Source organism: Paenibacillus sp. EKM206P, from assembly GCF_011066155.1.
GTDB classification, from domain to species: domain Bacteria; phylum Bacillota; class Bacilli; order Paenibacillales; family Paenibacillaceae; genus Paenibacillus; species Paenibacillus polymyxa_D.
Genome location: NZ_JAAMNQ010000004.1, coordinates 340,894 through 361,219 on the forward strand (window position 1 = coordinate 340,894; position 20,326 = coordinate 361,219).

General features: G+C 46.1%; 20 protein-coding genes. 6 read left to right on the forward strand and 14 right to left on the reverse strand.

Annotated features, from left to right (window positions below; all coding sequences use genetic code 11):
* Positions 1–217 precede the first annotated feature (217 nt).
* Entirely contained in the window at positions 218–1,453 is a 1,236-nt protein-coding gene (locus G9G53_RS11415; protein ID WP_165147631.1) for a nucleotidyltransferase, read from the forward strand.
* Here G9G53_RS11415 and G9G53_RS11420 read toward each other — a convergent pair.
* Positions 1,443–2,474: a YlbL family protein gene (locus tag G9G53_RS11420; RefSeq protein WP_165147634.1), complete on the reverse strand. Its 1,032-nt coding sequence runs from the start codon at positions 2,472–2,474 to the stop codon at positions 1,443–1,445. The genes G9G53_RS11415 and G9G53_RS11420 overlap by 11 nt on opposite strands.
* A 197-nt stretch (positions 2,475–2,671) precedes the next feature.
* On the opposite strand from G9G53_RS11420, the gene G9G53_RS11425 reads away from it, so the two are divergent.
* On the forward strand, positions 2,672–3,955 hold the full coding sequence (locus tag G9G53_RS11425; protein WP_029514738.1) for a nucleoside recognition domain-containing protein: 1,284 nt from the start codon (positions 2,672–2,674) through the stop codon (positions 3,953–3,955).
* Here the strand turns inward: G9G53_RS11425 and coaD are convergent.
* The 8 genes from coaD to G9G53_RS11465 form a co-directional block, all read right to left on the reverse strand.
* Positions 3,918–4,439 carry a pantetheine-phosphate adenylyltransferase gene (coaD, locus tag G9G53_RS11430; protein ID WP_029514739.1) on the reverse strand — a complete coding sequence of 174 codons (522 nt, stop codon included), beginning with the start codon at positions 4,437–4,439 and terminating at the stop codon, positions 3,918–3,920. The genes G9G53_RS11425 and coaD overlap by 38 nt on opposite strands.
* Entirely contained in the window at positions 4,432–5,073 is a 642-nt protein-coding gene (rsmD, locus tag G9G53_RS11435; protein WP_029514740.1) for a 16S rRNA (guanine(966)-N(2))-methyltransferase RsmD, read from the reverse strand. The genes coaD and rsmD overlap by 8 nt, the downstream gene beginning before the upstream one ends.
* Before the next feature lie 313 nt (positions 5,074–5,386).
* A complete protein-coding gene (locus G9G53_RS11440) occupies positions 5,387–5,509 on the reverse strand; it encodes a cyclic lactone autoinducer peptide (protein WP_023988155.1) in 123 nt (40 codons plus the stop codon).
* Between the two features lie 5 nt (positions 5,510–5,514).
* Complete coding sequence (locus G9G53_RS11445) at positions 5,515–6,030, reverse strand: accessory gene regulator ArgB-like protein (protein WP_029514741.1); 516 nt, start codon at positions 6,028–6,030, stop codon at positions 5,515–5,517.
* Positions 6,023–6,655 (reverse strand): hypothetical protein, encoded by a 633-nt coding sequence (locus G9G53_RS11450; RefSeq protein WP_069011386.1) that lies wholly within the window; start codon positions 6,653–6,655, stop codon positions 6,023–6,025. Before G9G53_RS11450 ends, G9G53_RS11445 begins: the two co-directional genes overlap by 8 nt.
* A gap of 171 nt (positions 6,656–6,826) precedes the next feature.
* Positions 6,827–7,945 carry an acyltransferase family protein gene (locus tag G9G53_RS11455; RefSeq protein ID WP_069011385.1) on the reverse strand — a complete coding sequence of 373 codons (1,119 nt, stop codon included), beginning with the start codon at positions 7,943–7,945 and terminating at the stop codon, positions 6,827–6,829.
* Positions 7,946–8,083: 138 nt separating this feature from the next.
* Positions 8,084–9,901: an APC family permease gene (locus tag G9G53_RS11460; protein ID WP_029514744.1), complete on the reverse strand. Its 1,818-nt coding sequence runs from the start codon at positions 9,899–9,901 to the stop codon at positions 8,084–8,086.
* A 193-nt stretch (positions 9,902–10,094) separates the two neighbouring features.
* Positions 10,095–10,931: an AraC family transcriptional regulator gene (locus tag G9G53_RS11465; protein WP_029514745.1), complete on the reverse strand. Its 837-nt coding sequence runs from the start codon at positions 10,929–10,931 to the stop codon at positions 10,095–10,097.
* A gap of 138 nt (positions 10,932–11,069) precedes the next feature.
* Between G9G53_RS11465 and G9G53_RS11470 the strand changes: the two genes are divergently transcribed.
* The 3 genes from G9G53_RS11470 to G9G53_RS11480 all read left to right on the forward strand — a co-directional run bounded on the left by G9G53_RS11470 (position 11,070) and on the right by G9G53_RS11480 (position 15,240).
* Entirely contained in the window at positions 11,070–13,097 is a 2,028-nt protein-coding gene (locus G9G53_RS11470) for a beta-galactosidase (protein WP_165147637.1), read from the forward strand.
* Positions 13,098–13,166: 69 nt separating this feature from the next.
* Complete coding sequence (locus tag G9G53_RS11475) at positions 13,167–14,393, forward strand: MFS transporter (RefSeq protein ID WP_029514747.1); 1,227 nt, start codon at positions 13,167–13,169, stop codon at positions 14,391–14,393.
* A 211-nt stretch (positions 14,394–14,604) separates the two neighbouring features.
* A complete protein-coding gene (locus tag G9G53_RS11480; protein ID WP_165147640.1) occupies positions 14,605–15,240 on the forward strand; it encodes a hypothetical protein in 636 nt (211 codons plus the stop codon).
* Between the two features lie 74 nt (positions 15,241–15,314).
* On the opposite strand, the gene G9G53_RS11485 is transcribed toward G9G53_RS11480, so the two are convergent.
* From G9G53_RS11485 to G9G53_RS11505, 5 genes are all read right to left on the reverse strand, one after another.
* The gene (locus G9G53_RS11485) at positions 15,315–16,145 is read right to left on the reverse strand and encodes a DegV family protein (RefSeq protein ID WP_165147643.1); all 831 of its coding nucleotides are present in this window, start codon (positions 16,143–16,145) and stop codon (positions 15,315–15,317) included.
* 21 nt (positions 16,146–16,166) lie between these two features.
* Positions 16,167–16,604 (reverse strand): MarR family winged helix-turn-helix transcriptional regulator, encoded by a 438-nt coding sequence (locus G9G53_RS11490; RefSeq protein WP_029514750.1) that lies wholly within the window; start codon positions 16,602–16,604, stop codon positions 16,167–16,169.
* A 410-nt stretch (positions 16,605–17,014) separates the two neighbouring features.
* The gene (locus G9G53_RS11495) at positions 17,015–17,596 is read right to left on the reverse strand and encodes an NAD(P)H-dependent oxidoreductase (protein ID WP_013309835.1); all 582 of its coding nucleotides are present in this window, start codon (positions 17,594–17,596) and stop codon (positions 17,015–17,017) included.
* Between the two features lie 72 nt (positions 17,597–17,668).
* On the reverse strand, positions 17,669–18,091 hold the full coding sequence (locus tag G9G53_RS11500) for a MarR family winged helix-turn-helix transcriptional regulator (protein WP_029514751.1): 423 nt from the start codon (positions 18,089–18,091) through the stop codon (positions 17,669–17,671).
* A 212-nt stretch (positions 18,092–18,303) separates the two neighbouring features.
* Positions 18,304–19,425, reverse strand: a complete 1,122-nt coding sequence (locus G9G53_RS11505; protein WP_029514752.1) for an NADH:flavin oxidoreductase — start codon at positions 19,423–19,425, stop codon at positions 18,304–18,306.
* A 246-nt stretch (positions 19,426–19,671) separates the two neighbouring features.
* Here G9G53_RS11505 and G9G53_RS11510 point away from each other — a divergent pair, with 246 nt between their 5' ends.
* Positions 19,672–20,268, forward strand: a complete 597-nt coding sequence (locus G9G53_RS11510; protein WP_029514753.1) for a TetR/AcrR family transcriptional regulator C-terminal domain-containing protein — start codon at positions 19,672–19,674, stop codon at positions 20,266–20,268.
* Positions 20,269–20,326 lie beyond the last annotated feature (58 nt).

Here is a 20,326-nt window from a genome sequence, read left to right on the forward strand (position 1 = left end):
GCTAAACATGTACTGATGAGTATTCGTACCCCCGCCACTCTTCGTGTACAATAATGCGAGTATAAAGCTTTTTCGTCCAGGTCTCAATAGTCTTGTTCATGCCGATGCTGAAAAATCAGTATAGCTGCCCTGAAAACAATCATTCACGGGTACTTAACCATTATTGTCAAAATAGTTATCCAATAAGCTACTATAAGAAAGGAGCCGACATACGGTCTTGAAAACACTCGGTATGATTGTAGAGTACAATCCCCTGCATAACGGACATGTCCATCACTGGGAGGAATCTCTTCGCATCACTGGTGCACAGCGCACAGTGGCTGTGATGAGTGGTCCTTTCCTTCAGCGAGGTGAACCCGCGATTACAGACAAATGGTCCCGCACCGAAATGGCACTCGCCATGGGTGTGGACCTCGTTCTGGAGCTGCCTGTGGCCTATGCCGTCCAGCCTGCAGAATGGTTTGCCCGCGGAGCAATCGCCCTGCTCCATGCGACAGGCATCGTAGACGCGCTCTGCTTCGGCAGCGAGAGCGGAGACATCGCCCCGCTGCGCGCGCTGGCCCGCGTGCTGGCGGCAGAGCCGGCCGAGCTCAAGGCCGGCATCGCGCAGCGCCTGAGTAGCGGCGCGAGCTATCCCGCTGCCTACGCGGGAGCCGCAGCCGCGCTCGCGGCCGAAGGAGCGGACGGCGCTGCGCTCGCCGCCCTCATGCAGCAGCCCAACAATACGTTGGGGTTGCATTACTTGATTGCGCTGGAACGGCTGGGCAGCACAATCAAGCCCTTCACGGTAGCCCGCACGGGATCGGGCTACCATGAAGCCGTGGCCCCTGCGGACGGAGTCATCGCCAGTGCCACGGCCATTCGCCGTCTGCTGCTGGACGGCGGGCCGGAGGCCGCGTCGCCATACATACCTGCGGCGACACTGGGGATTTTGCGGCGCGAGTGGCAAGCCGAACGCGCTCCGCTGCATTGGGAAGCGTTCAGCCAGCCGCTGCTGAACGCCCTGATCACACGTAGCTCGCAGCAGCTGGCGGAGCTGCACGAGGTCACCGAAGGGCTGGAGCATCGTCTGCGACAATCGCTTTACACGCTGCCCCAGCCCTCTGTGGAGGCCCTGCTCGCCGCGATCAAGACAAGGCGCTATACTCGTACGAAGCTCCAGCGGATGTGTGCACATATTTTGCTAAATCATGCCAAAGCCGATATGACTCCGGCTGAGCTGGCGAAAGGTCCGGGCTATATGCGCGTGCTTGGCTTTAACAGGGCTGGACGCGAACTGCTGGCACGTATGAAGCAGACAGCCACCCTTCCGGTATGGGTCAAGCTGTCTGCCGGATCACATCCTCATCTGGACTGGGATACAGCCGCAGCCGCCATACATGCAGCCGGGATGCCACGCCCCGCCATCCGCGACATGTATGCTGATTACTTGCGACCGCCCATTATGGTTTGATGGGCAGCTTTTCCATATAATTCAGCGCATCGCCAAGTTTGCGAACCGGAACAAGCTTCATCCGGGTTCCAATTTGCTCAGCTTTGGTCTTGGCCTCTTTATAATTATCCGCAGGGACGAAAAACAAATCCGCACCCTGACGGTCAGCAGCAACTATTTTATACTTTGCACCACCAATCGCTCCAACCTGACCGTCCTTATCAATGGTACCCGTACCGGCTACACGATATCCCTTACTCAAATCACCTGGTGTCAGTTGGTTATAGATTTCCATGGTAAACATCAAACCTGCCGAAGGACCGCCAACATCCGTAGATGTAAAATGAATCGTTTTACGTCCATCCTTCGGCTCTACCTTCTGTACCGTGGCAATACTGACGCCAAATCCGGAACGTTGCTTGCCCGTCTCACTGTCCGTAATGGTCGTTAAAGGAGCTTGCACGGACAGCAACTTTCCATCGCGCTTTAGCTTCACTTTAGCCATTATTCCCGGTTTTTCGTCCTCCAAAGCCTTCCGAATGGAACGATTATCGGTCACCCTCACGCCGTTCAGCTCCAATATTTCATCCCCGGGGTCAAACACGCTGCTCGATCCCGGGACCTTAAATACATACACGTAATCCGGCACAATGCGATAGGGGACATGGGCACGGGTGTAGGCAGCCTCCATCGCGGAAGACTGGGAATCCCCCATATACCATACCTGTTCTGCCGCATATTCGTCTTCACTTCTTCCATGCAGACGATCCTCTTTGCGCTGAATCTCCGAATTGCGGTCCAACTTGGACAGGCCCAACATGATAACATTGGCATAACGCGCCGATACCGTCGTCATCATAAAGGCCCCCCGTTCGATGCTGTCACCCTCCCGAACTCTAACCATCGGTTTAATCTCATTTGCCCCACCTGGTCCGTAGATCAGATAAGGGGTTGGCATATAGACCAGCACATAGACCATTGCAGCCAGCATTAAGACATAACCGGTTGTAAAAAAAGCTCTTTTCCGGTTTATTCGTTTCATTGCTTCTCCCCCCTTCCAGCCTAACTTCTCCCATCTTATCCAAGTGCCTCTGTGCACCTGTTCTCAAGCCTTTCAAAAAAGCATACATTATTTACGACAACGTATACGAACAACCTATCCCAAGACAGCGAACGTGAATAAACGCTGGAGATAGCATCCGACTCTCCTTAGCATATTTATGAGAGGTGAATTTTTTGATGCAAAAGGAAGCCCATTCCGCTCCTTATTGGACAACCGTACTGCTTGGCCTCGGAGCCATTTTGCTTGTACTGGCTGTTGTCGCCTCACCAGAAAAAGTATTTCAAGCCTCTACTCAAGGCCTTAAGCTATGGTGGAATATTATTTTCCCAGCTATGCTACCTTTTTTGATGCTGTCCGAAATGCTCATCGCCTTTGGTCTAGTACATGGACTAGGTGTCCTGCTGGAACCGTTTATGCGATTCTGGTTCCGTCTACCCGGACGAAGCGGCTGGGTGTTGGCCCTCGGCCTGACCGCGGGATTCCCGGCTGCTGCGGAAGCAGTACGCCAATGGTCACAACAGGAAGATATGACCGCGCTTCAGCTTCGACGTCTAACCGCCATCGCTCATTTCTGCAATCCGATTACCATCCTGCTCGTCATCGGGACAGGGCTACTGCACAATGCTGCCGTAGGCGTGATGTTACTTGCCGTTCACTGGATTTCCGGGCTGCTGGCAGGCTGGATCACCGCCAGACTACCTGTACCGTCCAAAGAATTGCAAAAACGGGAAACGCCAGCTGCCCTTCGGCGCACCTCAGTTTCCCGTACTTCTCCCTCCCTGATCCGATCCGCATGGGAAGCTACCCGTTCTGCCAGAGAACGGGACGGCCGCAGCTTCGGAAAACTGTTGGGCGAAACCGTATCCCATGCTGTACAGACGCTGATGGTGACAGGTGGATTCATTATTTTCTTTTCCGTACTGATTCGACTGCTGTCCATATACACAGGCCAAGGATCGCTTTCTTTCATATGGCCTGCTTGGATGGAAATCCATCTGGGTTCCTATGAAATCAGCCGTCTGCCCTACGATCTCCGTACACAAGCAGCGCTGATCAGTGCTGTGTTGGGCTGGGGCGGCCTGTGCGGCTGGCTTCAAATTACCGCCGTCACCAGACCTTCCGACAAGGGTATCACCTTCACCTTGTCACGAGTGCTCCATGGGATCATTGCTTTTGGACTTACCTTGGCGACATGGGTCCCGCTTAACCGCATCGTCAGCAATACAATTCCCGCTTACGTCAGTCGCAGTTCTGTGTCTTCTTTTGCGGAAAGCGTAAATGAATCCGCCACGCATCCTGTCATGGCCGAAGCCAGCAGCTTACTAACACAAATAGAAGGAACATCTATGTACCCCTGGCAACTAACCGTACTGTCCATTGCGCTGCTGGGTACAATTATAGTTACCCTGCTGGCCTTTTCCTTTATGACTTCATGGTGGAGCCGCCGCGATTTGCGTTGACCTTTGCACGCAGCGCGTCTTCCACCTCCGGTGCCACCAGATCTACAACCTTGCCATCAAAATGCGCAATTTCCTTCACCATACTGGAACTCAGATATGAATAAGCCGGATTGGTCATCATAAAGATCGTTTCCGCATCCGGGTTCAGCTTATGATTTGTAGAGGCTAATTGCAGCTCATATTCAAAATCAGTCACCGACCGGATTCCTCTGACAATAACTTGGGCCCCTTTTTGACGTACATAATTAGCTGTCAAATCACGGAAGCTGTCCACCTCAACGTTCGGGATATTGCGAGTTACCGTTCGCAGCAGCTCCATTCGTTCCTCAAGTGAAAACAGCGGATTTTTACTAATATTGTTAAGAACCGCGACAATCAATAGATCAAACTGTCTGGCTGCTCTTTGAATAATATCCTGGTGCCCCATTGTCACAGGATCAAAGGTTCCCGGATATACGGCAATACGTGGTTTGTGCTCAATCATGATGGTCCTCCCCGTCTGATTCGATGATGCCGAACTTGACCACTCCGGCTTCTGTATGTTCTTCGACATCCGATAAAGCATCGGCTGCAAAATGATAAATGGATAACGCCGTTTCCCCATAGACTGCTTTTCTAACCTGTTCGAACGGCCCGAAGCTTTCCGGATATTCATGTCCCGATTCATACTCCAGCACGATGATTGCATCTGAACGAAGCAAGTTCAATTCAACCATACGGCTCATCAATTCATCTCCGTGTTTGAGACGATAGGGCGGATCCAGAAAAACAGCATCAAAAAGAGCTCCACGTTTTGCCAGCGCCTTGAGCGCTCGTCCGGCATCATTGCGGAACACTTCAGCCTGTCCTTCCAATCCAGTTTTTCGCAAATTTTCTTTAATGACATCAATGCTTTTGGATTCCATATCAATAAAAACAGCCTTGTCCATCCCCCGGCTAAGCGCCTCTATACCCAGGCCGCCACTGCCAGCAAACAGATCAAGTGCGACTCCCCCATCAAAATAAGGACCTATCATGCTAAATAGCGCTTCCTTGACCTTATCCGTGGTTGGCCGCGTCCCTGTGCCGGGAACTGCCTTTAACGGCCTTCCTTTGGCACTACCTGATACCACTCTCACGCTGAAACTCACCTATTTTCTATATGTGTTCATAACCATAGATTATGACGCTATCGTACCACATGCACCGCCGTTTGAAAAACTTAGGATGAGGCAGGTATAAAAAACCATTCCCTGGGCATCCTTAGGATATCGGCATTCAACCAATGTCGTAGACAACCGCGGAGAAGACTTACGTTTCCCCATAAGCTCTTCGTCCGGTTTCTCCTCTCCCATTCGGGCGCTCTTTAAATGGAGCGCCTGATTTTTTTTGCATAAAAAGAAGCTGCTTAATAGCAGCTCTATGTATCATTTTTCTATCTCGGCATTTTGTTTATTTCAGTAGTTCCTCGGGTGTATCCCCTTGATAAACATACACGTAACTCGCCACTGATACAGCAAATGTAGCAAACATAGACAACGATGTGGCTAACCCATATACCATTTTTCTCATCATTCCACTCACCTCCTTCCCCGGATCAATGTTAGGCTTTGGACCAAAAAAGCAACAGCCACTACAGAGGAACCGATTACAAAATTAGTACATACAAGCAAGGAGGATAACAGCCGCAAGAAGGGATAAAACCGTACTGGAATGCGCGACTGCTTTTCAATTCTGGACGGGGCAAAACATAAAACGAAAATGAGAGCTATTCCGGTAAACAGGTTTGTCCACCCACTATTTAAGGCAATGCAGGATATGTAAGTAAAAGCTGCTGAGGTCACCAACACACATGTCATGCCCGTTTTCAAATGAATGCCTCCTGACATTTGGCGCAGTAGGGCGAAAGCGACGAGAATCGTAACAGCCTCTACCATACGCCCCGTGAAGAATGAGGCGAATAGTGTCAACACAATGATCAGGGACGCATTCAGAATGAGAGCAAGTGCGTATTTAAGTACCGCGACAGAGGCCGGATGATCAGGCACAGTACGTTTGATCTGGTTAGCAAGTTTGAAAGCCATCGCTTCAATCATCCCGGTATTCCTTTCCGATTGCATAATAGATGAAAAATCCCGAAACCAGTGCAAAAAATATCATACTTAACCATACCTCGTTATAGTAGAGCACAATAGAAGTTGAAATGAGAGACAGGATAATCAGCGTGATGACAATGCCATATTCCTCTTTGAACTTAAGCTTCTTGAAATTAGGGGAAAAGCCGATCCCTTTTCGAGACAACATCAATGAAATAAGCAGTCCTACTGCTGCGCTTACCACTTGTAGCAGATAGCCCTTCAAGGACCCATCCTGCAGCTCAGAAACCGGAAGATTGCCGAACATGACTTTTAAGAGTACCGACTGAACAACGGCATATGCAAAATAACCTGTAACCGTCATAATACCGGACCACACAATCGGAATCTTCACGACCGTAGCGAGTAAAAAAATAAAAAGCAGCATATTTACGACAGGCACCAAATACGAAAGGGAAAACTCTTCTCTAAGCATATAACTTTGCATATTCATAATCAGGTTAACAAAAATGGCCTGCCATAGATAAGGGGTCATTTTAACTTTAAAAATACTCAAAATAAGCGCAAAAACAGCGACTCCCTCAAGTGTGGAGAAAAGCAAAAAGCCGATTGGCTTCAAAAGCATGCGTGCATCTCCTTTACAATTCCAACAAACCTCATCGGTGTATTCAAAAACTTGGATGTACATCGAATATAAAGGGCTGGGAGCTACTTTTCAAGAGGTCTTTTCAATTATTTCATAAATTTATTCAAGCACTTCAACCAAATGTTATCGGATGCCACTTCAAGTTGTAGCTTAGGCAACACTTTCTTTGACCGAATCTCCCTGCTTGCGCACAGGCTTCATACGTGATATAAGCTTTTTCCCCCAACGGATACCGGGCTGTTCAATCCACGAGTAGGTAAACCAAGATAGTCCGATGGTGACTAGCAACGTCATGATAAACATAAGTGTGAGGCTGACTAGGGGAGCAAAAGGTATTTTAACCTGTACGATTAGTCCCAGAGCCAGCATATGCGTTAAATACATGCTGTAGCTAAGGCGGCCGATCCATGACCATACCCGATTAAGCAGCCATATCGGCTGCCAGTGATACAAAGCATACGCTCCCAGCAGCAACCCGACACCTATGAGAACATCGGTCATGCCTTCTAAAAATGAAAATAGCACAGAAACAAGCAGCAAACCTCCACTGACTCGGTCTATACTTTTCCAATGCCGCTCGTCTTTCCAAATGAAAAACAACAATATACCTAGCCCAAAGACAGGCAATTGATTCGGAAACCATAAATACAGATAGTGCCCCCATAAAGAGTGATCACTAATCCATGGATATTGAACACTTACCGTATTTAGCCCCAAGCTTACCACAAGCGCCATCACGACAAACCACGTCGCATGGCGGACGGATCGGATCAGCTTAAATAATAGAGGGATAAACAGATAAAACATACATTCCACCGCAATGGACCATTCCACACCGATAATGCTGTTGATCCAGTACGGATTCAGACCATTCAAAAACAGGACATGAGCTGCGATATTGGCGGCAGTGACTCCCTCCTGATCCCCAAGCCAAAATCGTGGACCTGTCCCGTTCACAACTAAATAGATTCCTAACATCACGTAATACAAAGGAGCAATCCGAAAAAAACGACGCATCAGGTAAGCTGAAATTCTTTCACTCTTGTTACCCGAACGTCTGCTTAAGGACAAAAATAGCGTAAAAGCGCTGGCCATATAAAATAAAGCGACACCTTTGGCTCCTATACTCAAGCCTTTTTGCAACCAACCGTTTAATCCGTCCACATGCTGGCTGACATGCACAAGTAAAACTCCAATAATAGCCAGCGCCCTTAGCGTATCTACAAATTGCAGCTTGTCATCTTCCATTTTCCCCTTAGCTTCGGGCATCGTATCCCTCCATAACAGCCTCAAATGATACATTTTGTATCTATAATACACAAAATGTATCACTAAAGTAAATATCCTCGTTATGCAAAAAAACACCTTCTGACCGCAAAGAAATGCGGCCAAAAGATGTTCATTTTGTCATTTGTTTAAATGAAAAGGTACGGTCGTTACGATCACGTCTTTATAATTAATTAAATAAGCCCTCATCAGTAAGCTGGTCTGATTGTGTAGAATATTTTCCCACCAGTGCTTGGTGATGAATTGTGGAATGAGAACAGTGATATGGTCCTCGTCTGCTTTTTTCCACTCTACTGTATCGATGAACTTGCGAAGCGGATTAATAATGCTGCGATAACGGGATTTCAGTACGACCAAACGTATACCGACATCCCACTCTTCCCATTTCTGTTCCATTTTGCGAATTGCATCATCATCCACACCCACATATACGGCTACCACATTGTCCGACAAGGTTTTGGCATAGCTGATCGTATTCATGACGACTCGCGTAATGCCTGCCACCGGAATAATAATCGTATTGCCTTTCACCATAGGTTTATCCTTGGTAATATCAATGCGCAGTTGTTCAGCCGTATTTTTGTAATGCCTGTTGATCTTCATAAAGAAATACAGAACCAAAGGCAGGAAGATAAAGACTACCCACACCTGGCTAAACTTGGTGAAGATAAAGATGAGCGTAATCGACAGCGTGGTCAGCATCCCAACCGTATTAATAGCAAGTTTGACGATCCAGCCTGGCGGTTTGAGCTTGATCCAGCGAATCATCATACCAAGCTGTGAAAGGGTAAACGGGATAAATACCCCTACCGCATAAAGCGGGATCAGATTTTCTGTGTTGCCGCCAAATACGATGACCAGCAATGCCGAGAAGATACTCAGAAACAAAATACCATTAGAGTATCCGAGCCGATCTCCACGAACCATGAACATGTGCGGCATGTATTTGTCCTTCGCGAGCATAAAAGCAAGCAATGGAAAGGCCGAATAGGCTGTATTCGCCGCCAAAAACAAGATGAGCGCCGTCACGCCCTGAATGATGTAATACATCACACCGCGCCCGAAAGTGGCGTTCGCAATTTGCGAAATGACCGTTTCATGCGGATTAGGACGAACACCGTACCAATAAGCCAGCAAACTGATTCCGATAAACATACACCCGAGAATCAAACCCATCATCATTAGTGTAGTTGCTGCATTTTTGGCAGCTGGCTTGCGGAAGTTCGGAATGGCATTCGAGACAGCTTCTACCCCAGTTAACGCCGAGCAACCCGAGCTGAACGCCTTCAGTAACAGGAACAGGCTGACGTTGGATACCGTAGCTCCAAATTGCGGTGCTGCAGCATGAGCTCCCCCTGCCACGTAATGAATGATACCGCTAATAATCAAAACAAATATGGCAACAACAAATAAGTAAATCGGTACAGCCAGCACTGAGGCAGATTCTGTTACTCCGCGCAAGTTCATAATCGTCAAAAAGATGATCATAATTAGAGCAATGGCGATCCGATGATCATGTAACGATGGGAACGCCGATGTAATGGCATCTGTACCTGCTGATGAGCTAACTGCTACCGTCAGAATATAATCGACCAGCAAAGAACCGCCTGCAATCAGACTCGGACTCTTTCCCAAATTGTCCTGTGCAACAATGTACGCTCCTCCGCCACCAGGATAGGAAAAAATGGTCTGTCTATAAGACAGGATCAGAATGATCAGCAAACCCAATACCGCAATGGATATAGGAATGGAATACCATAGGGCAGCAAAGCCGGCTGTAATTAAAACCAGCAGAATTTGCTCCGTTCCATAAGCTACAGAGGATAAGGCATCTGAGGACAGAATGGCCAGTGCCTTGAGCTTATTCAGCTTCTCATCTTCAAGGGCCGTCGACTTTCGCGGACGACCGATTAATAATCTTTTGACTTTGCTCAGCATTTCGTTGACTCCTTCTTTGGATGAGGGTTTTGCAAAAGAATTATGGATCTTATGTTTATTATGTCACCTGCACATCAGATTGATGAAACAAATGAACTATTATTTTATACTCCCTCTTCCTGAAAAAAACAATAAGGAATGCTCCCTAAAAAGAGCATTCCCGAGTAAGAAAGAGCATTTCGATAAAATACCTTTATGTATACAGTAATTTGAACCTTTCCGGGGTAATTCCTTCAGCTCGGCGAAAAGTTGCCACAAAATGACTGGTATCTCGGAAGCCCACTCGCTCCGAAATCTCCTTTACTGTTAATTGCGGATATTCCGCCATCATTTCCTTGGCCTTCCGCAGCCGAATCACAATCAGATAAGCATACGAAGTCACACCAAACGCTTGCTTAAATAATGTATTTAAATGACGGGAGCTGACATTCATCATAACTGCCATATCGCCTAGACCCACATCTGGACTGGCATAATTTTGCTCCATAAAGGCCAGTACAGGGGTTAATCGTTCCACATTATGGGATAGGGAAGGCATCGAGCTATGTTGTCCATGTTTACGCAGCAGAGTCAGAAAACGATACATATTGGCCGAAGCATCTAATCCAGACAAATCACGTTCACTAACCATGGAATGAAGCATCGTTTCCCCAAAACTGTGCAGCTCGCTATCCGGGTCCCAATGATACCCACGCGTATGCTTCAACCCCAGTGCAGTCAGTACAGCAGCGGCGATGGGGCCGTCAAATGTAATGTATAACGTTCGCCATACCTTGGTCGCCCGTCTGTATGCATGGGATTCCCCAGGTAGCAGCAGAACTCCAGACTGCTCCCCCAGACGAAAGGTCCCCCCTTTAAATGTAAACATCCCTTCACCAGACACCGTCTGAATCCAGTGAAAGCACGGATAGCCCTCTGGACGGGACACATCTTCCTGCCTGCTGTTAAATCCGATACTTTCAATAAAAAGGGGTAAAGAGTGCTCACGCGTAGTCAGGAAAAATCGCAAATGATGGGGAGTTAAAATCATAAAAAGCACCTCCGGCGTATGCGGGTATGTATTTCTCATGTAGATCCATATTGTTATATACACGTTCATTTTATTATATTTAAAAGCAGTTATTTGTATTATAAGATAGAATTATTCTTATATACAGAGGTGATTGGCATGATAAGCAGTAAACTACCTAAAGTATTTTACGGTGGAGATTATAATCCTGAACAATGGGATGAGGCCACGCATCAGGAAGATTTACGGATGTTCAGGCAGGCAGGGATTGATATCGCCACGGTCAACGTATTCTCATGGGCCAAAATTCAATCCGACGAAATCACATATCATTTTGAATGGCTGGATCAATTGATTGACAGTCTTTATGAAAGCGATATCTTCGTTTGTCTAGCTACTAGCACGGCAGCGCATCCTGCTTGGATGGCTACTCGCTACCCCGACGTTCTCCGGGTGGACGCTGACGGACGGAAGCGGAAGTTCGGTGGTCGCCACAATTCTTGTCCGAACAGTCCTACGTATCGAAAATTTGCGGAGCAGATGGCTGGCCAACTTGCAGAACGATACAAAAACCATCCCGCGATCCTCGTGTGGCACGTGTCCAATGAGTACGGTGGGGATTGCTATTGTGATAACTGTGCGGCCGCATTCCGGGTGTGGCTCAAGCAAAAATACGGATCACTGGAAGAGCTAAACCGGGTGTGGAATACTTCCTTCTGGGGTCATACCTTCTATGATTGGGATGAAATCGTGCCACCAAATAATTTGAGCGAGCATTGGGGAGAAAATCACTCCTCCTTTCAGGGCATATCCCTCGATTATGCACGTTTTAATTCAGACAGTATGCTGGATTGCTATCTGCTGGAATACAACGCGATTAAAAAACATATTCCCCATGCCGTGATAACGACCAATCTGATGGGATTTTTCAAACAACTGGACTATTTTAAATGGGCTAAGCACATGGATATTGTATCTTGGGATAGTTATCCTGCGGCTAATACCCCGCCAAGCTATACCGCGATGGCACACGATCTGATGCGCGGCTTGAAGGATGGGCAACCCTTTATGCTGATGGAGCAAACACCGAGCCAGCAGAACTGGCAGGCGTATAATTCGCTTAAACGGCCCGGCGTTATGCGGTTATGGAGTTATCAGGCAGTCGCGCATGGCGCGGACACGGTCATGTTCTTCCAGCTTCGCCGCTCAATCGGCGCATGTGAGAAATTCCACGGGGCTGTTATTGAGCATGCCGGGCATGAGAACACACGTGTATTTCGCGAGGTGGCACAGCTTGGCAGTGAGCTTGGCGCATTAGGCAACACGCTATTTGACGCGACCGTCAATGCCAAAGTAGCCATTTTGTTTGATTGGGATAATTGGTGGGCATTGGAAAAATCAAGCGGTCCTTCTGTCGCCTTGAAATATGTGGATCAGGTGCATAAGTATTATGCGACCCTCTTCCGGCGCAACGTACAGATAGACCTGATTTCCGTTGATGCAAATTTCCAGAAATATGATCTCATTATCGCGCCTGTACTCTACATGGTCAAGCCAGGTACCGCCGAGAAGCTGGAACAATTCACAGAGCATGGAGGCACCTTCGTAACGACCTTTTTCAGTGGCATTGTAAATGAAAACGATTTGGTCACAACCGGAGGATATCCTGGTAAACTGCGTAACTTGCTCGGGATCTGGGTGGAGGAAATTGACGCGCTTCTGCCGGAATCATACAATCGCATTGTATTAAAAGAAAAGGTGGGCGTATTACAAGGTGAATATCAATGTGGTCTGCTCTGCGACCTGTTGCATAGCGAAGGTGCCGAGGTGCTGGCGGAATACGGCGATGATTTCTATCAGGGCATGCCAGTGCTGACACGCAATCGTTTCGGTCAAGGCGAGGCATGGTACGTTGCTTCAGATCCTGAAGAGACTTTCCTTGATGGCCTGCTGGGCTACATTTGTGAGCAAAAAGGGATTCCATCCCTGCTGCGCGCTCCTGCGGGTGTAGAAACCACTGTACGGACCAAAGATGGAAAATCATATCTGTTCATTCTGAATCATAACGCCCAGACGCAGCAATATCATCTGGATGATCAGAAAGGGAATGAGCTAATCAGCGGTAAATACCTGGAAGGAGATATTTCTATTGAAGGCTACGGCTTTCAAGTACTGGAGCTATCATAATCACTCAGATTTGACACATACAGTTCACTTTGCTGCATGAGTATAATCTAGGTATCAAAGGAGTTCATCATGAAACGACTGCTATGGATCGGCAGCTTGTCTTATTTTTTAATCGGCCTGGCACACGTGGTTGTAGGCTCCCTACTGCCTGTGTTGTTAGAGCATTACGGTAGAAACTATACGGATGGCGGTAGTCTAATCTTCGCTCAATTTTCCGGTTTTCTGGTTGGAGTCCTGCTGTCACCGTGGCTTGCCCGAAGTTTCGGCAAACGCCGAAGTCTGGTATTCGCCCTGCTTTTGCTGTGCGCGGCTGAAGTGCTATACTCATTGCTGCCGCCTTGGGATTGGCTATATGTCGTCGGTGCAGCAGCGGGGTTTGGCTTCGGCATGGTAGAAACACTCATTGGCACGATTATTATCAGCGGTATTACTCAAGGAACGGGCGCGGCGATGAGCCGTCTGGAAGTCTTTTTTGGGATTGGCGCTTTGGCTATGCCCGCTATCGCCAGCCAACTTATCGCTCTCGGTTGGTGGCGATTGGCCTTTCCCATCATTTCCATGTTTGCAGCCGTGACCATTATAGCTTGGTTGCGCGGGTCCTTCGGCCCGCTGGACGCTGTATTGGACCCACAGGAACACCGAGATAACAGCCTTAAGCGTTCGACTAATTCACTGAAGTCACCCACGGAGAAGGCTTCTGAAGGTAACCCTATTGGCAATCGGAAGCTACTTACACTATTTATCATCTTTTTCTTTATCTATGTAGGAACAGAGATGAGCCTAGCTAATTTCCTGCCCTCCATGTTCATCGAACGGCTGGGCCTCACTCAAGCCGAGGCAGCACTCAGTGTTACCTGCTTCTGGCTAGCAATGGCTACCGGACGGTTGTTCGCAGGAAGTATTGCTGATCGGTACGGCTATGGTGTCTTTGTAGCCCTAAGCTCGCTGGCGGCGACCGTGCTGCTATGCGTGTTCCCACTGATCAAGGGAACTACCGTTGCCTTTGTCCTTATCACACTGCTGGGGCTGGGCATGTCGGGCATTTTTTCCATCGCACTTGTTTTTGCCAGCAAAATGATGCCAGGCACCGAAGAATCTACCACCAGCCTGCTTATAGGCGCAGGTGGAGTTGGGGGAGCTCTGCTGCCTTTATGGCTCGGAAATAGCATGGATCGTGGTGGAGCAGTCTCATCGGCGTGGTTGCTGGCAGGCTTCACATGTATCCTGTGCCTGCTTGGGGGCATCTTGTACGCCCTATATGTGCGCAAAAAGCGGCTTCAAACCGCCTCATCATGATATACACCTCTACTGGTGCCTTTGTCTGTTCCTTGGTTGTCATCCAAGTGCACATTCAAAGGTGCTTTTTTTACATACTAGACGAATGTACCTTGTACAGTAGCCTGTTTTTAGTCAAAATAGATCGTTTCCTATGAATCACAGGACAGATATCCATGCCTCCTCTAGATGAATGGAGTAGTATACAACAAACCATATGGAGGTGTTTGTATTGGGTCATCCTGAATTAAAACGAAAAAAAGGCCGTAAAAAAAATGTTTTTGTCCGTGCCTGGTTTGATAAGTTAGAAAAAAAGTTTGAGGAGAAACCCCCAAAGAGAAAAAGCCGCTCGAAACGGAAAGGGTTTGGGAAAGACATCATCGTCAAAAAGCAACTTGTAAGTGTGAATATTAATCAGGGTGCTTTAGGACCTGAAGGGGATTCTGGAACCATAGGTGATTTAGCGCAGTTCGGTTATATTTACAATGTAAAGCCCCAAGTTGTTCCGATTGAAGGGGATGTCATTTGGGATACGAACGGTATACTTACACCTGGAATTGCTCATGTTCCAGGAACTACACAGATTGCTGTATCCGATGCTGGAAAATATGAAGTTCACTTTTCGGTGTCCGGTGTGGAACCTAACCAATTCGCCATCTTTATTAATGGCGCACTGGCTGTGGGAACTGTATACGGCTCAGGAGCCGGGACACAACAGAACACAGGGCAAGCCATCCTTGCTCTGGCATGCGGTGACGTCCTTACTCTGCGAAACCATAGCTCTACTACTGCTGTTACCCTGCAAACACAAGCCGGAGGAACTCAAGCCAGCATAAACGCTTCTGTCCTCATTAGAAAATTGGGATAGGCTTGAACTCCCGCAAAGCCTCAGTGTACTAAAAAAGGGTTTATCCATACAGCGAGGATAAACCCTGAATATTTTTAAAAGGCCATAATGATCCCTTTGTCATTGGCATACATTGAACTAATCCCTCTGGTGGACACAATATGAATATCTTTAAATTGATAGCGTTTCCTCAGCGCATTCATTAATTTTTCCGCCAGCCCAGGATTATTGCAGTGAGTAATGACAATGCTTTCTCCTTCGGTAGCCCTGCCACTTTTTTCAATAGTATCTGCGAGCTTTTCGATAATTTGATTCTGACCGCGTGCTTGAGTAAAAAATGCGATATTACCGTCACCATCCGAGCCTAAAATAGGCCTGATATGCAAGAGTGAAAGTATCTTTCCAGTGATTTTATTCATCCGCCCGTTCTTAACCAGATTATCCAGATTTTCTAAAACAAAGTAGGTTTTCATCTTGCTGATAAAGCTCTCCAAGGATGAAATAATTTCGCTTTTATGATATCCCTCGTCAATCAACTTGCGCAGTTTTAGAGCTAACAAGAGCTGTCCAGCCGAAGCGCTTTTCGAATCAAATACATGAACATCCGCCCCCTCTTCTTCCGCCATATCTTTTCCTACCAATGCACTGGAATACGAACTGGACAGGTTGCTGGATAATGTAATGGCAAAAGAAGTATGCGCACCTTGAAAGGCTTCCTTATATAGCATAGGTGACGGTGATGCGGATCCAATTTTGGTTGTACAGGCTTTCATTTCTTCCATAAACTGAGGCAAGTCCAATGTGTCATCATCTACGAAGCATTTATCTCCCAGCGTCATATTTAACGGAATCGTAGTAACTTGCATCTCTTCTCTAAGCTCTCTCGTTAAATCACAGCAACTATCTGCTATTATTTTATATCTCACCCGGTACACCCTCACATTATGTTATTTTTCAATAGAACGCGCATTCATAATACTCAAAGAAAGCTCAATTAACCGTATAAATTCCTTCACATTCTTCTCACCCAAACCTACTACAAGCGCTTCAAAATAACCTTCAATTCTCTCTTGCTTCTGTCTGATCAAGGATTCACCATTTACTGTGAGCCTTACACACATTCGTCGTCTGTCATGCTCAGACATTTCCATAGTCACGTAGCCTTTTTTCCTTAATCCCGTAAGCGCTGCCGTAATTCTTGATCTGGATACATGCAGATCATCGCTGAGCAAGGAAGGATTAATTTCATCATCCCGGTGCTGAACTAAATATTGAAGCACATGGTTTTCCCCCTGAACAAGCTCCGTCAGGCTACTGAATAATTCCATGTCATAAATCCGGTTAACGGATTCTCTCAATTCGTCCCTTAGTTCATAATCTTTCATAGTGAACCTCCGCAACACACATAATACATACAGTTAACTATTAATACTATGTACTATAATGAATTGCCCACGATAATAACAATGAAATATTTGTGAATTTTTATACTTTATCCCCCCCTTGAATGTCCAATAACAGGAGGTTTTATACCTTGGACTGTGAGACACCCAGAGGAGAGGGACTGACCCCATAACGTGAGACAACAAGGAGGGTTTTATTTTATGAGGTTCTGGAAACGTGTTATATCATAGAATTTCAAGGAAAAGGGGGATTTGAGCAGCTCCAAATGAGATTGTTGTTTGGACTATATTAGAGAAGTATTAACATTTACAAGAAAAGGCCAACCACTAAATACGGGTTGACCTCATTATTTAAAGAATGTCTTACGTTTCTAAAAGAATATGAACTGAATTTACAGCACCGTTTTAACCGTGTCTTGTACTTGCTTCAACAACCCTTTATAGCCATCTTCATCAAGATAACCAATACTTCCAAGCAGCAAGTGACCGACGGATTCAATTCCAACGAAATCAAAAATTCCCGTATCGGATGTGAGCTTCAATCCTGCAGTCATACCGATTTCATCGTAGATCGCGTTGGGAGTACCATGTGTATTCACGATAAAACCTTTTTTACCTGTAAGCAGCTTATTAATCCCTTCCGCACCAGCCGTATATGCAAAGCCGTATGCAAATACACGATCAACGTAACCTTTCAGGATAGCCGGAAGACCTGTCCACCAAATGGGAGAAATAAAAGTAATCGTATCCGATTGTGAGATGTATTCCTGCTCCACTTTGATATCAGCCGGAGTTTGCCCTGCTCTCATAGCGGCAGTATCCTCAGGTTTTAATACAGGTTGAAAATTAAGGGCATAAAGATCGCGTACAACGACTTCATCACCTTTTTCTTTCAAGGTATTTACAACCGTTTCGAGTATCGCGTGATTGAAGCTTTCTGCGTTTGAGTGAGCATAGATAATAAGATGTTTCATTTTAATAACCTCCAGATGTTTTATTGTTATTTTGATATTAATATAGATATCTATACATTTACTTAAAAAAATTTATAATCTGTTTTTGACATGCTCCAGCAAATATTCCAGTTGTTCTTTTTCTTCATCTTTGAGACCACCATAGATGGTTTCTTGTAATCTATTGGAGATCACCTCAAATACAGGCTCTATCTCTCTTCCCTTATCGGTCAGAAATATCAGGGTAACTCGGCTATCCTCCCTTTCTTTTTTTCTTTCGACATATCCCAACTTCACTAGCTTGTCGATCAAAACAGTGACCGTGGGTTGCTGACGAGAAATTTTTTGCGTCAATTCCTTAATAGAAAGCCCGTCGTTTTGATAAAGGAACATTAGGATTCCGCCATGAGTAGGAACAATCCCTTCAATTCCATTCGATTCGAGCTCAGACACAATCAATTTATTGATCGAGTCTCTAATGGTTCCTATCAGTGCAGCTGCATTATTTTTTAACATACAAGCATTATTACATAGACATCTATATATATCAAGTGTTGGTGTCAGTCTGAACTAAAAGCAAATATGACTTAATCTATAATGGTTCATGGTGGATTACTATCGCAGACGCATAAAAAAGCCAAAATACCCAAGTTCCTTACCTGACTTTGAGTATTTTGGCTTACAGTATTTATTTATGAAATGAAGAGATGTTCAAAGTATGATATGTTTTAGTTGAGCGTTTGAAGTATCTCAGGTGTAAAGGTTTGAAGATCATGAATTCGGCCTTCACGTATTTTCGTAGCCCATGCAGGATCGCCCAGAAGCGCACGCCCAACAGCTACCAGATCAAATTCATTGTTGTCGAGCCGTTCCAGAAGTTCATTAATATCTTGGTGTCCTGCCCCTTTCCCTTCGATATAACTTACAAAATCCTCATCCAGACCTACAGAGCCAACCGTAATCGTAGTTTTTCCAGTCAGCTTCTTCACCCATCCGGCAAAGCTCAAATCGGAGCCTTCAAATTCAGGTACCCAAAAGCGACGTGTCGAGCAATGGAAGATGTCCACGCCCGCTTCTACTAATACATTCAGGAATTGCTCCAGTTTATCCGGTGTATCGAACGGCTTTGCGTTGTAATCATTCATTTTCCATTGGGATAGGCGCATGGCAATAGGGTAGTCAGGGCCAACCTCAGCACGAATAGCTTCCACAAGCTCAATGGCGAATTGAGCACGTTTTATGATATCGCCACCATAGCGATCCGTACGTTGGTTCGTCCTCTCCCAAAAGAATTGATCAACCAGATAGCCGTGTGCTCCGTGAATTTCAACGCCGTCAAAACCCAGTCGTTTTGCATTCGCAGCTGCATCGACATAGGCGCGAATGACCTTGACAATTTCTTCTTCTGTCATCGGCTCGGTCACTTTATTGCCTTCCAGATCCAGCCCCGATGGACCAATCGATAGCGCTTCGGGATTCGGCTGAGATCCCAAAGGACGAGCCATCCCCATATGCCAAAGCTGTGGGAAAATTTTACTACCAGCTTCATGAACCTGTCTGACCACTTCAGCCCAACCGTTTAAAGCCGCTTCCCCATAAAAATTAGGTATCCTCGGCTCACTTGTTCCAGCCGGATGGTCAATCACTGCGCCTTCAGTAATAATAAGACCTACATCATTCTCTGCGCGACGGCGATAATAAGCGGCTACATCCGGTCCTGGCACACCATTTGGTGAAAAAGCGCGGCCCATTGACGGCATTACAATACGAGTCTGTAGGGTTAGATTATGAATGGTATAAGGTTGAAATAAAGCTTCTGTTGAATGAACATTTTGCGGTTGATTACTCAAGGATTGTCCCTCCTCATTTTCTTTTATTCTTTTAAAGGATTATATATAAGGCTCGTGCATCTTCAAACGGGGTGCAAGTGAAATGTTAGCAATGTTTAATTTATCATTCAACCGACAAAATGTTCATTCTGTTGCTTAACCAAAAGGGTTATGAAATTGTTGTATATCTAAATTCACTTGTTGACAAAACAACACATGTTTATAATGGGGGAATCATTTGATTTACCTGAAAGGAGTGTCTTTAGGATGCCTGGTGTAACTTCACCCAACCCAAACGATCCTCGCGTCATTCGAACACGTAGATTAATTCTCGACGCATTCGTTGACCAATTAAATAAGAAAGACTTCTACACGATTACGATCAATGACATTACCCAAAAAGCCACCATTAACCGCGCCACGTTCTATGCACATTTTCAAGATAAATATGCACTGCTTGAAACCCTTTTGTCAGATGCATTTTTGGAGTATGTTATCAAGAGGATTGATGCTGAGGCACGTTTGTCGGAGGAGATCATTCAGAAACTTATTCTTTCGTTATGTGACTATCACGACTCAAGTAACCAATGCGTTCATAAATATAATTCAGTGGCACCGATCCTGGAAGAACATATTAAGAATCAATTACAGCAATTCATACTTCAACTCATAACAAGAGAAGCCAATAATACAGACCAAAGAACGTTAGAACTTGCCGCAACCATTTTAAGCTGGTCCATTTATGGTGTAACCTTTCGCTGGAATGTGGAAGGAAAAAAAGAGTCTCCTACAGATTTAGCCGAGAGAGCTGTGCCTTTAATCTTCAATGGGGTTGTCTTATCTCTAGTCTCACAAATCTCTTAGCAGAAAATGCGAATAAAAAGGGCCGTTCCCAGTATACTTCGATCAGTTCCTGGGACAG

Bases quoted from the DNA above. Each gene is read 5' to 3' on its own strand.
- G9G53_RS11420 (WP_165147634.1), bottom strand. From the start codon at position 2,474: ATGAAACGAATAAACCGGAAAAGAGCTTTTTTTACAACCGGTTATGTC.
- G9G53_RS11425 (WP_029514738.1), top strand. From the start codon at position 2,672: ATGCAAAAGGAAGCCCATTCCGCTCCTTATTGGACAACCGTACTGCTT.
- coaD (WP_029514739.1), bottom strand. From the start codon at position 4,439: ATGATTGAGCACAAACCACGTATTGCCGTATATCCGGGAACCTTTGAT.
- G9G53_RS11440 (WP_023988155.1), bottom strand. From the start codon at position 5,509: ATGATGAGAAAAATGGTATATGGGTTAGCCACATCGTTGTCTATGTTT.
- G9G53_RS11445 (WP_029514741.1), bottom strand. From the start codon at position 6,030: ATGATTGAAGCGATGGCTTTCAAACTTGCTAACCAGATCAAACGTACT.
- G9G53_RS11450 (WP_069011386.1), bottom strand. From the start codon at position 6,655: ATGCTTTTGAAGCCAATCGGCTTTTTGCTTTTCTCCACACTTGAGGGA.
- G9G53_RS11455 (WP_069011385.1), bottom strand. From the start codon at position 7,945: ATGCCCGAAGCTAAGGGGAAAATGGAAGATGACAAGCTGCAATTTGTA.
- G9G53_RS11460 (WP_029514744.1), bottom strand. From the start codon at position 9,901: ATGCTGAGCAAAGTCAAAAGATTATTAATCGGTCGTCCGCGAAAGTCG.
- G9G53_RS11465 (WP_029514745.1), bottom strand. From the start codon at position 10,931: ATGATTTTAACTCCCCATCATTTGCGATTTTTCCTGACTACGCGTGAG.
- G9G53_RS11470 (WP_165147637.1), top strand. From the start codon at position 11,070: ATGATAAGCAGTAAACTACCTAAAGTATTTTACGGTGGAGATTATAAT.
- G9G53_RS11475 (WP_029514747.1), top strand. From the start codon at position 13,167: ATGAAACGACTGCTATGGATCGGCAGCTTGTCTTATTTTTTAATCGGC.
- G9G53_RS11490 (WP_029514750.1), bottom strand. From the start codon at position 16,604: ATGAAAGATTATGAACTAAGGGACGAATTGAGAGAATCCGTTAACCGG.
- G9G53_RS11495 (WP_013309835.1), bottom strand. From the start codon at position 17,596: ATGAAACATCTTATTATCTATGCTCACTCAAACGCAGAAAGCTTCAAT.
- G9G53_RS11500 (WP_029514751.1), bottom strand. From the start codon at position 18,091: ATGTTAAAAAATAATGCAGCTGCACTGATAGGAACCATTAGAGACTCG.
- G9G53_RS11510 (WP_029514753.1), top strand. From the start codon at position 19,672: ATGCCTGGTGTAACTTCACCCAACCCAAACGATCCTCGCGTCATTCGA.